The organism is Edwardsiella hoshinae NBRC 105699 = ATCC 33379 (assembly GCF_000474215.1).
Taxonomy (GTDB): Bacteria; Pseudomonadota; Gammaproteobacteria; order Enterobacterales; family Enterobacteriaceae; genus Edwardsiella; species Edwardsiella hoshinae.
Window position 1 is genome coordinate 1 of the sequence record NZ_BAUC01000001.1, and the last position, 20,049, is coordinate 20,049.

Below are 20,049 nucleotides of genomic sequence, written 5' to 3' on the forward strand. Positions count from 1 at the left end.
CGGCGGCGCAAACCTCACGGACCGCAGAGCGGCTACAGGCCGCCTATGGCCAGGCACAGCCAGCGGCGGCTACTCCCGCCCAAGAGACGACCGAGCAAGCACGTCAGGCGGCCATCGCTACGGCAGTGGCACAGGTTAAGGCACGCCAGTCATTGAGCACCGCCGCGCCAACGACATCATCATCATCACCGACGGAGGCACAGAAAGCCGCCGTCGCGGCCGCCATCGCCCGCATTAAGGCACGGCAGTCGTCCGCAGCAGCCAGCGAGGAATAAATGGCCTTTAGAATCGCCAGTTCACCCTTTACCCATAATCGCCAGAATACGGCTCGTATCATGTTCTGGGTGGTGGCCGCAGCCCTACCCGGCATCGTGGCGCAGATCTACTTCTTTGGCTATGGCACCTTAATCCAGTTAACGCTGGCCATCATCACCGCCTGGTTGTGCGAGGCGTTGGTGTTACGCCTACGACGCCGCCCGCTCGCCACTCTCGGCGATAATTCGGCCTTGCTGACCGGCCTGCTGCTGGGAATCAGCCTGCCGCCTCTCGCCCCGTGGTGGCTGGCGGTGCTGGGTAGTGCCTTCGCCATCATCATCGCTAAGCAGCTGTATGGCGGCTTGGGACAGAACCCCTTTAATCCGGCGATGGTCGGCTATGTCATGCTGCTGATCGCCTTCCCGGTACCGATGACCAGCTGGCTACCGCCGCAGAGCTTGCTGGTGCAACCGATCGATATCAGCCACGCGCTCACGCAAATCTTCACCGGTCACGCCGCCGATCTGCATGCCTTATTCGCGGTCGATGGCATCAGCTCCGCCACCCCGCTCGATAGTGTCAAGACTGGGCTGCGTAGTGGCTTGAGCATGACAGCCATCTTCCAACAACCCATCTGGCAGGGCGAGCTGGCTGGCCTCGGTTGGCAGTGGGTCAACGCCGGCTTCCTGCTCGGTGGCTTAGTGCTGCTATTACGCGGCATCATCCATTGGCAGATCCCGTTGGGCTTTCTGGCTGCCATGGCGTTGTGCGCCGCCATCGGCCATACACTGGCACCGGGCAGCATCACGCCGCCGCTGATCACCCTATTCTCTGGTGCCACCATGCTGGGCGCCTTCTTCATCGCCACCGATCCGGTCACCGCCGCGACCACGCCACGCGGGCGGCTGATCTTCGGCCTCTTGTGCGGCCTGCTGGTCTGGCTGATCCGCAGTTACGGCGGCTATCCCGATGGGGTGGCATTCGCGGTGTTGCTGGCCAACATCTGCGTCCCGCTGATCGATCACTACACCCAGCCACGCGTCTATGGCCATCGCTAAGGAGTCGCTATGCTAACCACGATGCGCCGCCACGGCATCCGCCTGGCTCTGTTCGCGGTACTCGCCACCGCCCTGACCGCTGTCGTTCACCAGTTGACGAGCCGTACTATCGCGCAACAGGCCATGCGACAACAACAGCAGTTGTTCGATCAGGTGATCGCCCCCGGCGACTACGATAATGACTTGCAGGGGAGTTGCCGCCTGATCCGCGATCCCCGCCTCGGTGATGAGCGGCCACACCGTCTCTATCTGGCACAGCGCCAGGGACAGCCGGTCGCCGCGCTGGTCGAGGCCACCGCTCCCGACGGTTACGCCGGTGCCATTCGCCTCTTGGTCGGTGCCGATTTTGCCGGTAAGGTTCTTGGTGTGCGCGTCATCGAGCAGCATGAAACCCCAGGTCTCGGCGACAAGATCGAGCGCCGGGTTTCCGATTGGATCGACAGTTTCCGCAATAAGGTGGTGCATGGTGCCGCCGATCCGGCGTTCCGGGTGAAAAAGGATGGTGGCGAGTTCGACCAGTTCACAGGGGCCACCATTACCCCGCGCGCGGTGGTCAATGCCGTGCGCCGTTCGACCCTGGTCATCCAGGATAGCCGTCCTCAGTTGGCGAGCCTGCCCGCCTGTGGAGAAAGAGAAAGCGAATGAGTGAAGCAAAAAACCTGCTGATCAATGGGCTATGGAAGAACAACTCGGCCTTAGTGCAATTGCTCGGCCTATGCCCACTGCTGGCCGTCTCTTCGACGGCGACCAACGCCCTCGGGCTCGGTCTGGCCACCACCCTGGTGCTGGTACTGACCAATAGCGCCGTCTCGGCATTACGCCGTTGGGTGCCGAGTGAGATCCGCATCCCTATCTACGTCATGATCATCGCCTCGGTGGTCAGCGCGGTACAGATGCTAATCAATGCTTATGCTTTCGGCCTCTATCAATCCTTGGGGATCTTCATTCCCTTGATCGTCACCAACTGTATCGTCATTGGCCGGGCCGAGGCCTACGCCGCGCACCAGCCGATCGGGCTGGCGGCGCTGGACGGATTAGCGACCGGACTGGGCGCCAGCGCGGCGTTGCTGGTCTTGGGTGCCCTACGCGAGATCTTGGGCAATGGCACCCTCTTTGACGGCGCCGATCAGTTACTCGGCTCTTGGGCCAGCGTATTGCGACTCCAACTCTTCCAGAGTGACACCCCGTTCCTGCTGGCGATGTTACCACCGGGCGCATTCCTTGGCCTTGGATTTATGCTGGCAGGCAAATATGTTATCGATCAGAAGATGCGCCGCCGCCAGGCACTGCGCGCCGCCCAACACGCACGCCGTAGCGAAATCAGCGATGCGGCACAGCCAAACCACGAGCAGGCATAATGAATCAGGCAAAACGTATTGCGATCCTGCGGCGACTACAAGCCGCCAATCCGCATCCCACTACCGAATTGCGCTATACCTCGACCTTCGAACTGTTGATCGCCGTACTGCTATCGGCGCAAGCGACCGATGTCAGCGTCAACAAGGCGACGGCGACCCTCTTTCCGCAGGCCAATACTCCGCAGGCCCTGCTGGATCTCGGTGTCGAGGGGATCAAGCAACACATCAAGACCATCGGGCTGTATAACAGCAAGGCCGAAAATATCGTCAAGACCTGCCGCCTACTGCTGGAGTTGCATGGCGGCGAGGTCCCGGAAGATCGTCAAGCCTTGGAAGCCTTGCCCGGCGTCGGGCGCAAAACGGCCAACGTGGTGCTCAATACCGCCTTCGGTTGGCCGACCATCGCCGTCGATACTCATATCTTCCGCGTCTGCAACCGCACTCGCTTCGCCCCAGGTGATACGGTGAACGACGTCGAAGCACGCTTGCTCAAGGTGGTGCCGGCGGAGTTCGCGCTCAATTGTCACCACTGGCTGATCCTACACGGCCGTTACACCTGTATCGCGCGCCGTCCACGCTGCGGCTCCTGCCTGATCGAAGATCTGTGCGAGTATCGCGACAAGGTCTATCCTGAATCCTAATCTCCCTCGCTCAGGCCCCTGGCGGCCTGAGCGTCACGCCACCGGTGAACTGCCTATTGCCGCGCGTCTGACTGTGATCATGCTCGCCTTTTTACCTCTGCTCACCCTATTGCACGCCTCTTGCAGCGACGCAAGTTGTTTCGTTCGCATTATTTTGAACTAGATCACATTTAAGCGGTTAAATTCATTTCTCGAATGATACACCCTTGTTACTTAATTGGATGATTTTGGCAAAATATCATTATTTAGAGGAATAAAAGGCATTTTTAGCAATTAGCCAGATGATAACTCTATTTTTCACCAAAATAGAAAAATATATAACGAAAGACGTTTTGTGCAGCAATTCGGCAAAATTTTACATCGTAAAACCCATTTTATGCGCGAGTTCCCTCTGATTAACATTTGTAACATTATCGGATTATTCCAGAAGCCGTTTATGTAACAGGATATTACAAAGCTATTGTCATCCCATAAAATATCGTGAAGAGTACCTCTCTTCTCGTCACGTATAACAATGTAAATAGTGTGTTTTTTGAACATCACGCCGTGACTATTACCCGCTGCGCAGCGGGCGTGAATAACCAGAGGTAACTTGTGTCAAACGCAAACAACAACCCCGAAAGCGTCAGCCTAAACGCTTTCAAGCAACCCCGAGCCTTCTATCTCATCTTCTCCATCGAGCTGTGGGAACGTTTCGGTTACTACGGCCTGCAAGGCATCATGGCCGTCTACCTGGTCAAGATGCTCGGCATGAGCGAGGCCGACTCGATTACCTTATTCTCCTCCTTCAGCGCCCTGGTGTACGGCTTTGTCGCCATCGGCGGCTGGCTGGGTGACAAGGTACTCGGCGCCAAGCGCGTCATCATGCTCGGCGCCCTGGTCTTGGCCATCGGTTACGCTTTTGTCGCCTACTCTGGCCACGACTTGGCGCTGGTCTACGTAGGGATGGCAACCATCGCGGTCGGTAATGGTCTGTTTAAGGCTAACCCGTCTTCACTACTCTCAACCTGCTATGAGAAGAATGACCCGCGTTTAGACGGCGCTTTCACCATGTACTATATGTCGGTGAACATTGGCTCCTTCTTCTCGATGCTGGCCACCCCGTGGCTGGCCGCCCGTTTCGGTTGGAGCGTCGCCTTCTCCCTGAGTGTGGTCGGTATGCTGATCACCCTGGTCAACTTTATGATGTGCCGCCGTTGGGTCAAAGATCAGGGGTCTAAGCCTGACTTCGCCCCGCTGCAAGTCGGCAAACTGGTGATGACCCTGATCGGGGTCGTGATCCTGGTCGCTATCTCCACCTGGCTGCTGCATAACCAGACCATCGCGCGCTGGGCGCTGGCCATCATCTCTGCCTGTATCGTACTGATCTTCGCCAAAGAGACCTTCGCCCTGCAAGGCGGCGCGCGTCGCAAGATGATCGTCGCCTTCCTGCTGATGCTGGAGGCCGTGGTGTTCTTCGTGCTGTACAGCCAGATGCCGACCTCGCTGAACTTCTTCGCTATCCATAACGTCGAGCACAGCATCTTCGGTATCGCCTTCGAGCCGGAGCAGTACCAGGCGCTGAACCCGTTCTGGATCATGGTCGCCAGCCCGATCCTGGCGGCCATCTATAACAAGATGGGCGACCGTCTGCCGATGCCGCATAAGTTTGCCATCGGTATGGTGCTGTGTTCCTGCGCCTTCCTGGTCCTGCCGTGGGGCGCTTCCTTCGCCAACGACGCGGGCATCGTCTCCGTTCATTGGCTGGTGTTGAGCTACGCCTTGCAGAGTATCGGCGAGCTGATGATCTCCGGCTTGGGCCTGGCGATGGTGGCGCAGTTGGTGCCGCAACGTCTGATGGGCTTCATCATGGGCTCCTGGTTCCTGACCACCGCCGCGGCGGCACTGATCGCCGGTAAAGTCGCCGCGCTGACCGCCGTCCCGGGTGACGTCGCCGATCCGCACGCCTCACTGGCTATCTATAGCCACGTCTTTATGCAGATCGGTATCGCCACCGCGGTGATCGCCGTGCTGATGATGCTGACGGCGCCGAAACTGAACCGCATGACCCAGGGCGACTGATCGTCCCCCAACGCTTCGCCTAAGGCGCCCACCCGGGCGCCTTTTTTGTGCCCTGCTCACTCGCCTAACAAGAAATTATACCGTTTGCACAGACAGTGCCGAGGCGAGTGACTACGCTAAAAGGTGTTCTTTCTTCCCATAGGAAACGTCCAAGGAGCGAGCGATGAAGTTATTCTATAAATCAGGGGCCTGTTCACTCTCGCCACATATCGTACTGCGCGAGGCTGGGCTAGACTTCACCATCGAAAGCGTCGATCTGGCCAATAAGCGTACCGAGCATGGCGGAGACTATCTGCGCATCAACCCCAAAGGACAAGTGCCGGCATTGCTGCTGGATGATGGCACCGTGTTAACCGAGGGGGTCGCCATCGTGCAGTATCTCGCCGATCGTGTGCCGGATCGAAAGCTGATCCCGCCTGCCGAGAGTCTGGCGCGTTATCACGCCATCGAATGGCTCAACTATATCGCCACCGAACTCCACAAGGGATTCAGCCCGTTATTCAATCCCCGTCTGTCAGAGGAAAACAAGGCGGCGGCTCGAGCCGGACTGGAGAAACAGTTTCGCTACCTCGATACGACCCTCGGCGAACGCCCCTACCTGCTCGGTCAGGACTTTAGCGTCGCCGATGCCTACCTGTTCACCATCCTCTGTTGGGCCAAGGCGATGCATTTCGATCTGAACCAATGGCCGACGTTGGCGGCCTATATGGCGCGTATCGCCGCCCGGCCGGCGGTGGTGGCGACGCTGAATGCCGAAGGATTGGCGTAGATAGGCCAACAGTCGGTTACGCAAAATGCCAACAGGCCTCCCGCTGGGGAGGCCTGTTGATCATATGACTCGGCACGCGGCTTAACGGTGTAATGCCCGCGCGGGATAATGATGTTGCGGCTGAGCGATGCGATCCTGGGCGGCCACCAGCTGAAGCTCATATTCGCCCATCGCCTGCGTCGTCAGCATCACCTCGTAGACCGCCGCGGTGACATGCTCCAGTGCGCTCTGCAACGACTCGCCTTTCAGCAGATTGACCAGCAACAGGCCGCTGGTCAAATCGCCGACGCCCACCGGCTGGCGGGCCCCAAAGTCCACCAGCGGACGGGCGATATGCCAGGCTTCCTGGGCGGTGACCAGCAGCATTTCGAAACGGTCATGATCGTAACCGGCATTATGCAGGTGTTTAACCAATACGATGCGCGGCCCACGGGCGATCAGCTCACGCGAAGCCGCCAAGGCCTCATCGACGCTGGTGATGCGACGATCCGTCAACGTCTCCAGCTCCAACAGGTTCGGCGCCATGATGTCGCTACATGCTACCGCCTGTTGGCAGAAAAACTCCGCGACGCCCGGTGCCACGATACAGCCCTTCTCCGGATGCCCCATCACCGGATCGCAAAAATACCATGCTGCGGGGTTGCTCTGTTTCACCTGACGCACGATCTGTAGGATATGCTCGCCCTGTTGCGGTGAACCGATATAACCGCTCAGCACCGCGTCGCAGCGCTGAAGCTCCCCGATATCGGCAATCCCTTGCACAATCTCGGTCAAATGCGTCGCCGGCATCACGCTGCCAGTCCAGTGACCGTACTGAGTATGATTGGAGAACTGAACGGTATTCAGCGGCCAGACATTCGCCCCCATGCGGCGCATCGGGAAGACGGCGGCGCTGTTACCGGCGTGGCCAAACACCACGTGAGATTGTATGGAAAGGATATTCTTCATCGTATTTTTACTTATCTGCCCGGAGGCAGCCGTTGATTTGAGTGGGGGCCGGAGCCCCCTTTGCTGTGATTACTTCCAGCAGATCAGGCAATAGTTCTTCTTGCCACGACGCAGCAGCGTGTAGCGGCCGAACAGACGATCGCTGTCGCTGAAAGTGTATTCGGGATCGGCTTGTTTCTCGCCGTTAACGCTAACCGCATTGGAGGCGATGGTCTTCCGCGCCTGCCCACGGGACGGTTGCAGTTCGGCATCGACCAGCGCCTGCTGGAGATCGGCGCCAATCGTCAGCTCGACCATCGGCATGCCATCTTGTGCCAGTTGCGCGAAGTCGGCCTCGGTCATCTCGTCTAGGCTGCCGGAAAACAGACTGTGGGTGATACGTTGCGCCGCCTGCAACCCTTCTGCACCGTGCACCAGGCGCGTCACCTCTTCCGCCAGCACATATTGGGCACGCGGCGCCTTGCCACTGGTCTTGTCCTCCTCTTCCAGCGCATCGATCTCATCGAGGCTCATAAAGGTGAAGAACTTGAGGAAACGATACACATCGGCATCGGAAGTGTTGATCCAGAACTGATAGAACTTGTACGGGCTGGTCTTCTTCGGATCCAGCCATACCGCCCCGCCTTCGGTTTTGCCGAACTTGGTTCCGTCAGCCTTGGTGATCAGCGGAACCGTCAACCCCCAGACTTGCTGCTGGTTTAGCCGACGAGTCAGATCGATACCGGAGGTGATGTTGCCCCATTGATCGGAACCGCCGATCTGCAACTCGACGCCATGCATACGGTTCAGGCTGGCAAAGTCGTAACCCTGCAACAAGTTATAGGAGAACTCGGTGAAGGAGATGCCAACATCGTCGCGATTCAAACGCTGCTTCACCGCTTCCTTGTTAATCATCTGGTTAACGGAGAAGTGCTTACCGATATCGCGCAGGAAGGTCAGCACGTTCATGCTGCCAAACCAATCATAGTTATTGGCGGCGATGGCGCTGTTAGCGCCACAATCGAAATCCAAGAACGGTGCCACCTGATGGCGGATCTTCTCAACCCAGCCCTGCACCGTCTCTTCCGTATTCAGCTTACGCTCGCTCGCCTTGAAGCTCGGATCGCCGATCAGCCCCGTCGCCCCACCGACCAACGCCACCGGCTTGTGTCCGGCCAGTTGGAAACGCTTCAGACACAGCAGGGGAACCAGATGGCCCAAATGCAAGCTGTCTGCGGTCGGATCGAATCCGCAATACAGTGCGATCGGCCCCTGCGCCAGTCGCTCTGCCAACGCCTCTTCGTCCGTAACCTGGGCCACAAGGCCCCGCTCTTGCAATTGTTTAATCAGGTTGCTGCTTGCCATTAATAACTCCATTAATTTTACACACACCGTAACCCATGCCGAACGCTGCCGACAGGCCGATGCCAGGGCGGATTATAAACGCTATAGGATAAAGCGCCGGACGCCGTCACGCCAGCCTTTAACCGGGAAATTACGCCACTAGGGCGCTAAGCGATCGATCTGCCAGCCATCCTCGGCACGCTGGTACAGAAAACGGTCATGCAGGCGGTTTTCTCGCCCCTGCCAGAACTCCATGCTGTCGATAGCCACGCGATAGCCTCCCCAGAAACTGGGCAGCGGCACCTCGCCCTGTAAAAACTTCTGCTTCAGTTCGAGAAACTTGCCTTCCAGAATGCCACGCGTCGAGATGCGCGCCGACTGATGTGAAACCCAGGCGGCGATCTGGCTATCCTTAGGACGACTATGGAAATATTTCATCACTTCCAGCGTGGAGAGACGACGGGCGCACCCGGTCACGCTGACCTGACGATCCAGCATATGCCAGGGAAAGTGCAGGCTAATACGGGGGTTATCCTGCAACTGCTGTGCCTTATTGCTCCCCAGGTTGGTATAGAACACCATCCCTTGTTCATCATAATGTTTCAGCAACACGATACGCTGGTGAGGCTGCCCCGACTTATCCACTGTCGCCACACACATGGCGGTGGGATCGGCCAGACGGGCATCACAGGCCTGACGCAACCAACGCGCAAACAGATCCAACGGATCGGCGGTCAAATCCTGGCGCCGCAGACCACCACGCACATACTCGCGGCGCAGGTCGGCAATATCAAACTCGTTGTTTTCACTCATATTCAACCCCCTGACAGCGTAACTATCGTTATTCTGCCCCTTGGCCGTCACAATCTCAATCGCCGCCCGCCGTCAGCCCGGCTCGGCAACGCGTCCCACGTCGGTTCAGACGGATAAACGCCGCCCTTACCCAGATGTTCTCCGTGGGATGTTCTATTTTATCCATTTGATTTATATTAAAATAAAAACACCGTCCTCCACTGATTCGCGAGGACGGTGACAGCGGGACGGAAACTATAGGGACAGTGTAGCGGCAGGCTGAAGGAGGCAGTCATTTACGATGACATGACCGTCGCGCTCGATAATGGCCTCGTTCCCCGTCGACCAAAAGGTGTAGCGCCCATCACTGTAACGCACACCCGAAGCCGACAACGTTTGGCGCAGGGTCAAGGCCGAACCGTCCAGCACCATACGCACCAGGCGCAGTTTATTATCCTGTAGCACAGTCAAGGGAAGCGTGCCACAGCGGTAGTGCAGCGTTTGCCCTCCCTGAGCAAACAACTGGCAGCCCGCCAGCAGCAGCGCTGCACCAGCTAGCATCAGGTTACGCATCACTCACCTCCCTAGAGGCAACGGAGCTTCGGCGGAATTCGCCGGATAGATGGCGCCTAGCAAGGTCTGGCGATCGGCGCCGGTCACCGCCGGCAGGTTTCCCGGCAAACCAGAGAGCGTCCGGTAGGCCAACCAGGCGAAGGCCAAAGCCTCCATATCATCCGCGCTGACCCCGTACTTGTCGCTGAGCGCCACCTCGCACCCTGGTAACAGCGCGGCCAGGCGCGCCATCACCAGCGGATTATGGGCGCCGCCGCCACAGACCAGCAACCGCTCGCAGCCACCGGCTAACACGACTTGATCGGCGATGCTGCGGGCCGTCAGCTCGGCCAGCGTCGCCTGCACATCCTGCGCCGCGACCTCCGGCCAATGGCGAAGCTGGCGCTCCAGCCAGGCTAGGTTAAACCATTCACGCCCGGTACTCTTCGGCGCCGGACGCGCAAAATAGGGATCGGCCAACATCTGCGCCAACAGCGCCGCATGCACCCGCCCGCCACGTCCCCAAGCCGCGTCGGCGTCATAGGGGCGACCACATTGACGGCCGATCCAGGCATCCATCAACATGTTGCCCGGCCCGGTGTCGAAGCCACGTACCGCCTGCCCCGGCAGCAACAGCGACAAATTAGCTATCCCCCCGATATTCAGCACCATGCGGCGCTCCTCGGGGTGGGCCAACAGCGCCTGGTGAAAGGCCGGCACCAACGGGGCCCCCTGACCGCCATAGGCCATGTCTCGTCGGCGGAAATCGCCCACGGTGGTGATCCCGGTCAATGCCGCGACTCGGTTATTGTCGCCCAGTTGTAGCGTAAAAGCCGCCGGGCCGTCGGGCTGGTGCCAGACCGTCTGCCCATGACAGCCGATGGCCATGATCTCCTCGGGCGCTAGGCGCTGTTGCGCAAGCAGTTGATTAACCGCCTCGGCATACAGCGTACCCAAGGCGCGATCCAACTCCCCCACCGCTGCCAGCGTGGTCGCTTGTCCCTGGCACATCGCTAAGATCGCTGCCTTCACCGCCGCAGGCATCGGGTGGGTATAGCGCCCTTGGCGCGCTACCAGCGTCTCGTCGATAGCGGCCAATACCACATCGATCCCATCTAAGCTGGTACCGGACATGATGCCAATATAGCGTCCCGTTTTCATTTTCCGTTCCCCCAACTCTATTTCGTCACCCCGTGCTGTTACTGCGACAGCCTAACACTCAACCTATGGATTGCCTTAAGTTTTCGCAGAATCACTGCCTGATTGCCGCCAATTGCAGACAAATCCGACACACGCAAAAAATGGCAACACAATTTCCCGTTTCCGGCTTCTTAAGCCATCGATTTATCACTAGAATATCATCATACATGTCAAAGGCGTGGGCGGCGCTAACATCACCGTTTTAACACCGTTCAGTCATTTTGACATACACTGAAACAGTCACCAGCAACAACCGGTGTTCTACCCCGTGTGCGCGACGACGAGATTAGCGCGCACGCGCACGGGGAAGAACACGGGTAATGGTAATAAAAGGAATCCAATCATGATGAAGCGTCTTATTATTGTCGCCATGGCTACCGCCACCCTGGCTGGGTGTGCCAATACCAGCACCCTGTCTGGCGACGTGTACAGCGCCAACCAGGCGAAACAGGTGCAACAGGTTAGTTACGGAACCATCGTCTCCATTGAACCGGTGCGCATTCAGGCAGGTAATGAGGCTAACCTCATCGGAACCATCGGCGGCGCCGTTATCGGTGGTCTGTTAGGAAATACCATCGGTGGCGGAAGCGGCCGTAGCCTGGCGACCGCCGCCGGGGCCGTCGCTGGCGGCGTAGCTGGCAGCAGCATTGAAGGGGCGGTGAATCGGACCGATGGGGTGCAGTTGGTGATCAAGATGGATAGCGGCAAGACCATCGCCGTCGTCCAAAAGGCCGACCGGCAAGCCTTTCGCGTTAATCAACGCGTGATGCTGCTGAGCAACGGTAGCAGCGTCAACGTCTCACCGATGTAAGCATCGGCCAAAAAACAAAAAAACCGGAGGGATAGCTTCCGGTTTTTCTATTGTCGTTTGAGTTAAAATTAGTTACTTATTCTGTAAATGAATAATATTTTGCTCTAAACGCTCCACCAAATTGGTCAATAACGCGATCTCATCCGATGAGATACCGTCTAAGATTTCACTGCGCGTCAGCGAAATCACGCCGGTCACTTCTTTAATCACAGGCTCGGCATCGTCCGTCAGCTTAATACGTTTAGCACGACGGTCATTTGCACAGATATGCCGGGTAATCAGCCCTTTATCTTCCAGCTGATCCAGCGTTCTCACCAAGGACGGCTGTTCGATGCCGATCGCTTTGGCCAGTTGGATCTGTGATTGATCCGGCGGTAAGCGGTGAATGTTATACAACGTCACCCAATGTGTCTGCGTCAGCTCCAACGGCTTCAGTCGCTGATCGATCAACGCACGCCACACTCGTACCAACCGTGATAAATCCGAGCCCAATGTCGATTCCAATTTAATCTCCTTATAATGAGTGTGCTAATCCATAACCCCGATACACCTTTTCCAGATGCTCGCCGCATGGCCGGGCATGTTAGCCTGGCCGGCAAGGCGTGCGACTCGGTGTTCACGAGGCGCGTTAACGACAGAAAACTCGCCAGCGCGCTCAGGCGGTACAGCACAACACGCCAGTGCGACGTTGCCCTTCTCCTCGTGCCGGGTACATATCGGCCTATTCCTTTTTGTTGCAATCATCTCGGTAACTTACACAACCAACAAAGGCGTGAATAAACCAACGATTGCATGCGAATAATATTAACCAGTTAGCTAAACAATATAAAGCGAAATAATAAAAAAAGTCTTATTTATTTACGTGGTTCGTCTATTAAAAAACATACATATTGCAAATAAAGCCTGCATTCTGCGCATCATATGGTGAAAACATCACCACGCCTCGTTGCGGGTCCTCTAGAGGTATCTTAGAGCCATCCTGAGATGCGTTGACAATGGTGACGGTTCCCCCGGCAATAGTCGCAATGATTTATTGCTTTAATATACAATATAAACAATCAACATATATTTTTATCACATAAATTTGCGATGCATATAAAGAAATCGCCGAATGCTACTTAAAGCAACATTATAATGATTAACAAATATAACTAATAAAGATATGCTTATCTTTCCGCTTCAACGTCCGCGCGGCTTGAATGGCCGCGCAACGGTTAACCATTGCCAAGACGGCGGACGCTATGACACTATTGAAACGTCTTTTTAATCAGCCAGTGTTGAGGATACTATGCGCGTACTTCATACCATGCTGCGGGTCGGTGATCTGAAGCGTTCCGTCGATTTTTATACTCAGGTACTGGGCATGCGTCTGCTGCGTACCAGCGAAAACGAAGCCTATAAGTACTCCTTGGCCTTCGTCGGCTATGGCGATGAGAGCCAAGGCGCGGTGATCGAGCTGACCTATAACTGGGGCGTCGAGCACTATGAGATGGGGACCGCCTTCGGTCACATCGCACTGGGCGTCGACGACGTCGCCGCGACCGTCGAGCAGATCCGCCAAGCTGGCGGCAAAGTGACCCGCGAGGCCGGCCCGGTCAAAGGCGGCCATACGGTAATCGCCTTCGTCGAAGATCCCGACGGTTACAAGATTGAGCTGATCGAGAATCGCGCCGCCAGCCAGGGATTAGGCCGCTAATCCTCGCGTGAAGGATGGGCAGTTTTCCCACCAGCCGCCCATCCGCCGCCCTCCCCCGGTCACCCGGTGTAAATCTCGGTGAAATTTGCCATAATAGGCACTGCATTCAAAAATAAAGACACCAACGAACTCATGGCTGACACCTCTAACCTCAACGCGCTGAGCGCGCGTTTCCGTGGCTTTTATCCCGTGGTTATCGATGTAGAAACCGCCGGCTTCGACGCCAACCGCAACGCCCTGCTAGAAATCGCCGCCGTTACTCTGCGCATGAATGACGCCGGCTGGCTGGAAACCGACCAGTGCTTGCACTTTCACATCGAGCCGTTTGACGGGGCGATCCTCTCTCCCGAGGCATTGGCCTTCAATGGCATAGATCCGCATAACCCGCTGCGTGGTGCCGTGAGCGAATACGAGGCGCTGCACGCCATCTTTAAACTGGTGCGTAAGGGGATTAAGGAACAGGCCTGCAATCGTGCGGTCATTGTGGCGCATAACGCCCATTTCGATCACTCCTTCCTGATGGCCGCCGCCGAACGCGCCGGGCTGAAACGTAACCCCTTCCACCCCTTCGCCACCTTCGACACCGCCGCACTCAGTGGACTGGTGTTAGGGCAGACGGTACTGGCCAAGGCTTGCATCAGTGCCGAGATCCCCTTCGACAGCGATCAGGCGCACTCCGCCCTGTATGACACGCAGCAAACCGCCTTGCTGTTCTGTGAGCTGGTCAACCGTTGGAAACGCCTCGGCGGCTGGCCGCCGGCACACCTGACGCCTACGCCGGAAACCGATGACGCATAACCGACGCCTTTACACGCGATTCCTAGATGCCCGCCTACGCGGGCATTTTTGTCTTGGCCCGCCACGGCCCCCCACGCGGCAAGGGCACAAAATGTCACGACAGTGTATTTTTTTGTCGTAGCACGCACAGAAACATGCTAATAATCGTGCTACCGCCTTGAATGATTTTTAGGACATTGACGTCTATGAATGCTGTTGTTATTGCCGTTGTCGTAATGCTGGCGCTCAGTCTATTGCGCATCAATGTGGTGATCGCCCTGATCGTCGCCGCATTGGTCGCTGGAATAAGCGGGGGACTCTCATTAGAAACCACCCTAACTACCTTTAGTGGTGGATTAGGCGGCGGTGCCGAAATTGCGCTGAGCTACGCCATGCTGGGCACTTTCGCCGTGGCGATCTCCCGTTCGGGGATCACCGATGTGTTGGCTCAGAATGTGATCCGCCGTATGGGCCTGACTCCCAGCCGCCACCGTCTCTTCTGGTTTAAATATGGCCTGCTGCTGATCTTGACGCTGATTGCCATCTCGTCACAGAATCTTATTCCGATCCACATCGCCTTCATCCCGATCCTGATCCCCCCGCTGTTACATGTTTTCTCTCGTCTGCAACTCGACCGGCGTGCGGTGGCCTGTGTGCTAACCTTTGGCCTGATCACCCCCTACATGGTGCTGCCGGTCGGCTTCGGCGGTATCTTTCTGAATAATATCCTGCTGAAAAACTTAAACGAAAATGGGTTGCAGGTCAGCGCCTCACAGGTGCCGACCGCGATGCTGTTACCGGGGCTGGGGATGCTATTTGGCCTACTGCTGGCGCTGTTTTTCAGCTACCGCAAGCCACGTCGTTACAACGAGGGACGCATTCTGTCAGCCGAGCCGGAGCATAAGCGCATCAATCTCCGCGCCGTCTGGGTTGCGGTACTGGCGATCCTCGCCGCGCTCAGCGTGCAACTGGCGAGCAACTCCATCGTACTCGGCGCGTTAGTGGGGTTTGTGGTCTTTATCCTCGGCGGAGTGATCCATTGGCGCGACACGCAGGATGTCTTTACCCGCGGCGTCCACATGATGGCCATGATCGGCTTCATCATGATCACCGCCTCCGGCTTCGCCGCCGTCATCAAAGCGACCGGCAGCGTCGATACCCTGGTCAATGCCATCGAGGGTGCCATCGGCGATAACCGTGGACTGGCGGCCTTACTGATGCTGGTGGTCGGCCTGATCATCACCATGGGTATCGGCTCTTCGTTTTCGACTATCCCCATCATCGCTGCCATCTACGTCCCGTTGTGTATCGCCTTCGACTTCTCGCCGATGGCTACCATCGCCATCGTCGGTGTCTCCGGCGCGCTGGGTGATGCCGGTTCACCGGCCTCCGACTCCACCTTGGGGCCGACATCTGGCTTGAATATGGATGGACAACACGACCATATCTGGGACTCGGTCGTGCCGACCTTTCTGCACTACAATCTGCCGCTGCTCGCCTTCGGCTGGGCTGCCGCGATGATCCTCTGACAGCGGCTTAATGCGAAACAGTGTCAGCCCCCATGAAGCCGCATGCAGAAACCATGAAGGCGCCGTTAGGCGCCTTCATGGTAACCGTGGAAACCAGGGTTAGCCGTTATCTTGACCGTCTGCACCATGTCGTGCCGCGGCTTCTTTGATCAGGCTCTGCAACTCGCCGCGCTGATACATCTCCATCATGATATCGCAGCCGCCGATCAGTTCGCCTTCTACCCACAGTTGCGGGAAGGTCGGCCAGTTAGCGAACTTGGGTAACTCGGCGCGGATATCCGGGTTTTGCAGGATATCCACATAAGCAAAACGTTCGCCGCAGGCCGACAACGCCTGCACCGCCTGAGCAGAGAAACCGCAACTCGGCAGCTTCGGCGACCCTTTCATATATAAGAGGATCGGGTTTTCGGCGATCTGACGCTGGATCTTTTCGATGGTGGTCATTGTCTCTACTTCCTTTATTCAGTGTTAGGCCTGTCAGGTTATCATTATCGCCCAAGCGTATCCCCTGGGACAAGGCGCTAGGCACTGTGCGCCCCCCTTTCCCGCTATTGACTCCCTAGACGATCTCGCCCACAACGCGCTGGGCTGAGGTTATTGTAACGGCGGCGGGCGGTGGAAAAAAACACGCTATTTGTGGGGTTTCTGCGCCATCTAGCCGCCGACGCTGACGCTGACGCCCTCGACTCCCCATCCTCTCCCTACGGACACGGACACGGACACGGACACGGACACGGACACGGACACGGACACGGACACGGACACGGACAGAGCGAGGATGGGCGGTTTTTCCTCCAGAAAAAAGACCAGCTGACGCGAAATGCGCCAATTGAAATATTTACTCACAATTAGACGCTAATACGTAAACATCAGTACTGTTATCTTCGGCATTATTGAATTAATACTGTTGTTTCTAGGTTTTTATTTTAGTGTTTGGCTTGGAAGCGATTGATGATGCGTCTATTCGTTGCGCTTTTTGTACTGCTGTTTACCCAATGGTTTACCACCTCGGCAGCGGCCGCACCGGCCCATAAAATCACGGCCGATCAGCGGAAGTCTGCGGCGGCACACAGCCAACATGCCGATCGTAAGAAGCGTAAAAGCGAGCATAGCGCCAGCAAACAGCGAGTCACTACCCGCCACGTCCACGTTCAACGTAGCGCGCACCCACCAGCCCGCGTCGTCTCCTCTTCTCATGCCGTCCAGCCACCTCGGCACAATGCAGCGAGCCACAGTGCGCGGAGCCGCCATGCGGCGACATCACATGTAAGGCAGCGCACAGCAAAGAAACACTATGGCCGCCCCTCCGCACGGCAAATCGCGCATCATGCCACTCGGCGTCACGAGCAGGAGGATAGACACCCCCTGCGACTCAGTCAGCAACACAAGAAACGCTATCAGCACGCCAAACAAACGGCGATGAATAAGCTGATGCGCCAAATCGGTAAACCCTATCGCTGGGGAGGCAGCTCGCCCCATACCGGATTCGATTGCAGCGGCCTGATCTACTATGCCTACCAAGATCTGCTGAATATCAAGATGCCGCGGACGGCCAACGAGATGTATCATCTGCGCGACGCCGCGCCGGTCAAGCGCAACGAATTACAGCGCGGCGATCTGGTTTTCTTCCAGATCAATGGCCGCGGCGCCGCCGATCATGTCGGGGTGTATCTGGGCAACGGTAAGTTCATCCAGTCACCGCGTACCGGTGAGGAGATCCGTATCAGTTACCTCGGTGACGATTATTGGCAGAATCATTACCTCGGTGCGCGTCGAGTGATGACGCCGAAGACCATTCGCTGATCCCAGCACCCAAGCGCGCCGCGCCAGCAAAACGCGCGCGGCGATGCGGGTCTGCCGATAGATCCCCCCCGCCAAGGAACAACAGCCTCGTCTTCCCTTCGCGATACCTCATCTTTCGTCGGCACGCGCTCTGCCGGCGGCGTGCCCGCTGCTGCACATTTCGCCAGTCGATCGACTAAAATAGCGCTACCCCCTGTCTTTAACGCTAAAACTTGCTAGAATCACAAACCATAACAAGCAGACAACAAGATTTTTTCATTTTTATCTCACCGCGGGCGGACGCTCCGGCGTCGTGTCTCCGGTTCAACCGGCTTGTCACAAAAGCATTAAGGAGAGAGCTATGTCATTTGAATTACCTGCATTACCGTACGCCAAGAATGCGCTGGAGCCGCATATCTCCGCGGAAACCCTGGAGTACCATTACGGTAAGCACCACAACACCTATGTGGTTAACCTGAACAACCTGATCAAGGGCACCGAATTCGAAGGCAAATCGCTGGAAGCGATCATCAAAACCGCCAGCGGCGGGATCTTCAACAACGCCGCTCAGGTATGGAACCACACCTTCTATTGGCATTGCCTCTCTCCGAACGGCGGCGGCGAGCCGACCGGCGCGCTGGCCGAGGCGATCAATGCTGCTTTCGGCTCCTTCGCCGCTTTCCAGGAAGCGCTGACCAAGTCGGCTATCGCCAACTTCGGCTCCGGCTGGACCTGGCTGGTGAAGAAAGCGGACGGTAGCCTAGCCATCGTCAATACCTCTAACGCAGCAACCCCGCTGACTGGCGACGATAAGCCGCTGCTGACCGTCGACGTCTGGGAGCACGCCTATTACATCGACTACCGCAACGCGCGTCCGAAATACCTGGAAAACTTCTGGGCACTGGTTAACTGGGAGTTCGTAGCCCAGAATCTGGCCTGATCCCAGGCATCGGATGATAAAAAAGGCGCTCTCTGAGCGCCTTTTTTCGTGCTGCTAGCTCCTAACGCCAGCGCCTGGCATCCCGCTCAGTGCAGGGCGGCGATCAGCCCGGCGATGACGATCACCGACAGCGCCACCACCGTGGTAACCAGGGAATATTTCAGATCGCTTTCCATTTTGACACCTCTTGTTTTACGTTCTATATCAATTTTTTCCCATGGAGCAAACACACAAAATCTGTGTTAAATCATTTTTACATAAATCAGCCATTAAAACACGCGGAAAATCTTATGATTACATCCTGCGCAAATCGCCAATTAGTGCTTCCCCTTTTGCGTAAGATCGGCCAAAATTTGCGGTTTACTGCCGCGTGGCGACGTTATAATTTTAAACAAGAAACGACAGACGTCACCCTATTTGCGCAACCGTACCGGCACTATACTGCCGAGATCGCGCGTGGACGTCGTGACACGCAGGCAAACGATTAACAAACCGGCGACGCTCCGCGTACGCCCAGGAGTCATTTGTTTCATGGCAACGATTAAAGATGTGGCAAAACGCGCAGGCGTGTCGACCACCACGGTGTCTCACGTCATCAATAAAACTCGCTTTGTCGCCGACGAAACCAAAGCCGCCGTGTGGGAGGCGATCAAAGCACTACACTACTCTCCCAGCGCCGTTGCCCGCAGTCTGAAGGTTAACCATACCAAGTCTATCGGCCTGTTGGCGACCTCCAGCGAGGCACCCTACTTCGCCGAAGTTATCGAGTCGGTCGAAAACAGCTGTTACAGCCAGGGGTATACCCTGATCCTGTGTAACTCACACAACAACCTGGAAAAGCAAAAGGCCTATCTGGCGATGTTGGCGCAAAAGCGCGTCGACGGTCTGCTCGTGATGTGCTCAGAATACCCCGAAAATCTGCTGGAGATCTTGGAGGACTACCGCCATATCCCGATGGTGGTGATGGACTGGGGCACCCGGCGCAGCGACTTTACCGATGCTATCCAGGACAATGCCTTTGAAGGCGGCTATCTCGCTGGGCGTTACCTGATCGAGCGCGGCCATCGCGAGATCGGCGCCATCACCGGCCCGGGATCGCGCAACACTGGCGGCGGCCGCCTGCGTGGTTTCATCAAAGCGCTACAAGAGGCCAACATCACCCCGCAACAGGAATGGTTGGTCGAAGGTGACTTCGAGCCGGAGTCCGGTTATGCGGCGATGCAAAGCATCCTGGCGCAGAAACAGCGGCCAACCGCCGTGTTTGTCGGCGGCGATATCATGGCGATGGGCGCCATCTGCGCGGCGGATGAGATGGGGTTACGCGTGCCGCAGGATATTTCCGTCATCGGCTATGACAATGTGCGCAACGCGCGCTACTTTACCCCGGCATTGACCACGATTCATCAGCCGAAGGAGCGCCTCGGTGCTATGGCATTCGACATGCTGCTTGACCGTATCACCAGCAAGCGCGAAGACGCCAAGACCATCGAGGTCCACCCTAAACTGGTCGAGCGGCGCTCCGTCGCCGATGGGCCGTTTGTCGACTACCGCCGCTAA

At 57.0% G+C, this 20,049-nt stretch carries 21 protein-coding genes and 1 pseudogene; 14 read left to right on the forward strand and 8 right to left on the reverse strand.

Annotated features, from left to right (window positions below):
- The 7 genes and pseudogenes from EHO01S_RS19020 to gstA all read left to right on the forward strand — a co-directional run.
- Positions 1 to 275, forward strand: a pseudogene (locus EHO01S_RS19020) (electron transport complex subunit RsxC); the annotation flags it as partial.
- The gene (gene rsxD, locus EHO01S_RS00010; RefSeq protein WP_024522022.1) at positions 276 to 1,313 is read left to right on the forward strand and encodes an electron transport complex subunit RsxD; all 1,038 of its coding nucleotides are present in this window, start codon (positions 276 to 278) and stop codon (positions 1,311 to 1,313) included.
- 9 nt (positions 1,314 to 1,322) lie between these two features.
- Complete coding sequence (rsxG, locus tag EHO01S_RS00015; RefSeq protein WP_024522023.1) at positions 1,323 to 1,958, forward strand: electron transport complex subunit RsxG; 636 nt, start codon at positions 1,323 to 1,325, stop codon at positions 1,956 to 1,958.
- Complete coding sequence (locus EHO01S_RS00020; RefSeq protein ID WP_024522024.1) at positions 1,955 to 2,671, forward strand: electron transport complex subunit E; 717 nt, start codon at positions 1,955 to 1,957, stop codon at positions 2,669 to 2,671. The genes rsxG and EHO01S_RS00020 overlap by 4 nt, the downstream gene beginning before the upstream one ends.
- A complete protein-coding gene (gene nth / locus EHO01S_RS00025; RefSeq protein WP_024522025.1) occupies positions 2,671 to 3,312 on the forward strand; it encodes an endonuclease III in 642 nt (213 codons plus the stop codon). Before EHO01S_RS00020 ends, nth begins: the two co-directional genes overlap by 1 nt.
- Before the next feature lie 594 nt (positions 3,313 to 3,906).
- On the forward strand, positions 3,907 to 5,373 hold the full coding sequence (gene dtpA, locus EHO01S_RS00035; RefSeq protein ID WP_024522026.1) for a dipeptide/tripeptide permease DtpA: 1,467 nt from the start codon (positions 3,907 to 3,909) through the stop codon (positions 5,371 to 5,373).
- Between the two features lie 163 nt (positions 5,374 to 5,536).
- On the forward strand, positions 5,537 to 6,142 hold the full coding sequence (gstA, locus tag EHO01S_RS00040; RefSeq protein ID WP_024522027.1) for a glutathione transferase GstA: 606 nt from the start codon (positions 5,537 to 5,539) through the stop codon (positions 6,140 to 6,142).
- A gap of 81 nt (positions 6,143 to 6,223) precedes the next feature.
- Here the strand turns inward: gstA and pdxY are convergent, their stop codons facing one another.
- The 5 genes from pdxY to anmK form a co-directional block, all read right to left on the reverse strand.
- Positions 6,224 to 7,090, reverse strand: coding sequence for a pyridoxal kinase PdxY (gene pdxY, locus EHO01S_RS00045; RefSeq protein WP_024522028.1), 867 nt, complete (start codon positions 7,088 to 7,090; stop codon positions 6,224 to 6,226).
- A 69-nt stretch (positions 7,091 to 7,159) separates the two neighbouring features.
- On the reverse strand, positions 7,160 to 8,434 hold the full coding sequence (gene tyrS / locus EHO01S_RS00050) for a tyrosine--tRNA ligase (RefSeq protein WP_035370125.1): 1,275 nt from the start codon (positions 8,432 to 8,434) through the stop codon (positions 7,160 to 7,162).
- A gap of 138 nt (positions 8,435 to 8,572) precedes the next feature.
- On the reverse strand, positions 8,573 to 9,226 hold the full coding sequence (pdxH, locus tag EHO01S_RS00055) for a pyridoxamine 5'-phosphate oxidase (protein WP_024522030.1): 654 nt from the start codon (positions 9,224 to 9,226) through the stop codon (positions 8,573 to 8,575).
- 234 nt (positions 9,227 to 9,460) lie between these two features.
- Positions 9,461 to 9,778 (reverse strand): MliC family protein, encoded by a 318-nt coding sequence (locus EHO01S_RS00060; protein WP_081702218.1) that lies wholly within the window; start codon positions 9,776 to 9,778, stop codon positions 9,461 to 9,463.
- A gap of 3 nt (positions 9,779 to 9,781) precedes the next feature.
- Positions 9,782 to 10,918, reverse strand: coding sequence for an anhydro-N-acetylmuramic acid kinase (gene anmK / locus EHO01S_RS00065; protein WP_024522032.1), 1,137 nt, complete (start codon positions 10,916 to 10,918; stop codon positions 9,782 to 9,784).
- Between the two features lie 382 nt (positions 10,919 to 11,300).
- On the opposite strand from anmK, the gene EHO01S_RS00070 reads away from it, so the two are divergent.
- Positions 11,301 to 11,768, forward strand: coding sequence for an outer membrane lipoprotein (locus tag EHO01S_RS00070; RefSeq protein ID WP_024522033.1), 468 nt, complete (start codon positions 11,301 to 11,303; stop codon positions 11,766 to 11,768).
- Positions 11,769 to 11,840: 72 nt separating this feature from the next.
- Here the strand turns inward: EHO01S_RS00070 and slyA are convergent, their stop codons facing one another.
- Positions 11,841 to 12,272: a transcriptional regulator SlyA gene (gene slyA / locus EHO01S_RS00075; protein WP_024522034.1), complete on the reverse strand. Its 432-nt coding sequence runs from the start codon at positions 12,270 to 12,272 to the stop codon at positions 11,841 to 11,843.
- 784 nt (positions 12,273 to 13,056) lie between these two features.
- Between slyA and gloA the strand changes: the two genes are divergently transcribed.
- From gloA to EHO01S_RS00090, 3 genes are all read left to right on the forward strand, one after another.
- Positions 13,057 to 13,464 (forward strand): lactoylglutathione lyase, encoded by a 408-nt coding sequence (gene gloA / locus EHO01S_RS00080; RefSeq protein WP_024522035.1) that lies wholly within the window; start codon positions 13,057 to 13,059, stop codon positions 13,462 to 13,464.
- A 132-nt stretch (positions 13,465 to 13,596) separates the two neighbouring features.
- A complete protein-coding gene (gene rnt, locus EHO01S_RS00085; RefSeq protein WP_024522036.1) occupies positions 13,597 to 14,262 on the forward strand; it encodes a ribonuclease T in 666 nt (221 codons plus the stop codon).
- A gap of 185 nt (positions 14,263 to 14,447) precedes the next feature.
- A complete protein-coding gene (locus EHO01S_RS00090) occupies positions 14,448 to 15,770 on the forward strand; it encodes a Na+/H+ antiporter family protein (protein ID WP_024522037.1) in 1,323 nt (440 codons plus the stop codon).
- A 99-nt stretch (positions 15,771 to 15,869) separates the two neighbouring features.
- On the opposite strand, the gene EHO01S_RS00095 is transcribed toward EHO01S_RS00090, so the two are convergent.
- Complete coding sequence (locus EHO01S_RS00095; protein WP_024522038.1) at positions 15,870 to 16,214, reverse strand: Grx4 family monothiol glutaredoxin; 345 nt, start codon at positions 16,212 to 16,214, stop codon at positions 15,870 to 15,872.
- 510 nt (positions 16,215 to 16,724) lie between these two features.
- Here EHO01S_RS00095 and EHO01S_RS00100 point away from each other — a divergent pair.
- Positions 16,725 to 17,573: a C40 family peptidase gene (locus EHO01S_RS00100; RefSeq protein WP_024522039.1), complete on the forward strand. Its 849-nt coding sequence runs from the start codon at positions 16,725 to 16,727 to the stop codon at positions 17,571 to 17,573.
- A gap of 340 nt (positions 17,574 to 17,913) precedes the next feature.
- Positions 17,914 to 18,492 carry a superoxide dismutase [Fe] gene (gene sodB / locus EHO01S_RS00105; protein ID WP_024522040.1) on the forward strand — a complete coding sequence of 193 codons (579 nt, stop codon included), beginning with the start codon at positions 17,914 to 17,916 and terminating at the stop codon, positions 18,490 to 18,492.
- 86 nt (positions 18,493 to 18,578) lie between these two features.
- On the opposite strand, the gene cydH is transcribed toward sodB, so the two are convergent.
- The gene (gene cydH, locus EHO01S_RS18765) at positions 18,579 to 18,668 is read right to left on the reverse strand and encodes a cytochrome bd-I oxidase subunit CydH (protein WP_115314492.1); all 90 of its coding nucleotides are present in this window, start codon (positions 18,666 to 18,668) and stop codon (positions 18,579 to 18,581) included.
- A 355-nt stretch (positions 18,669 to 19,023) separates the two neighbouring features.
- Between cydH and purR the strand changes: the two genes are divergently transcribed.
- Positions 19,024 to 20,049 (forward strand): HTH-type transcriptional repressor PurR, encoded by a 1,026-nt coding sequence (gene purR, locus EHO01S_RS00115; protein WP_024522041.1) that lies wholly within the window; start codon positions 19,024 to 19,026, stop codon positions 20,047 to 20,049.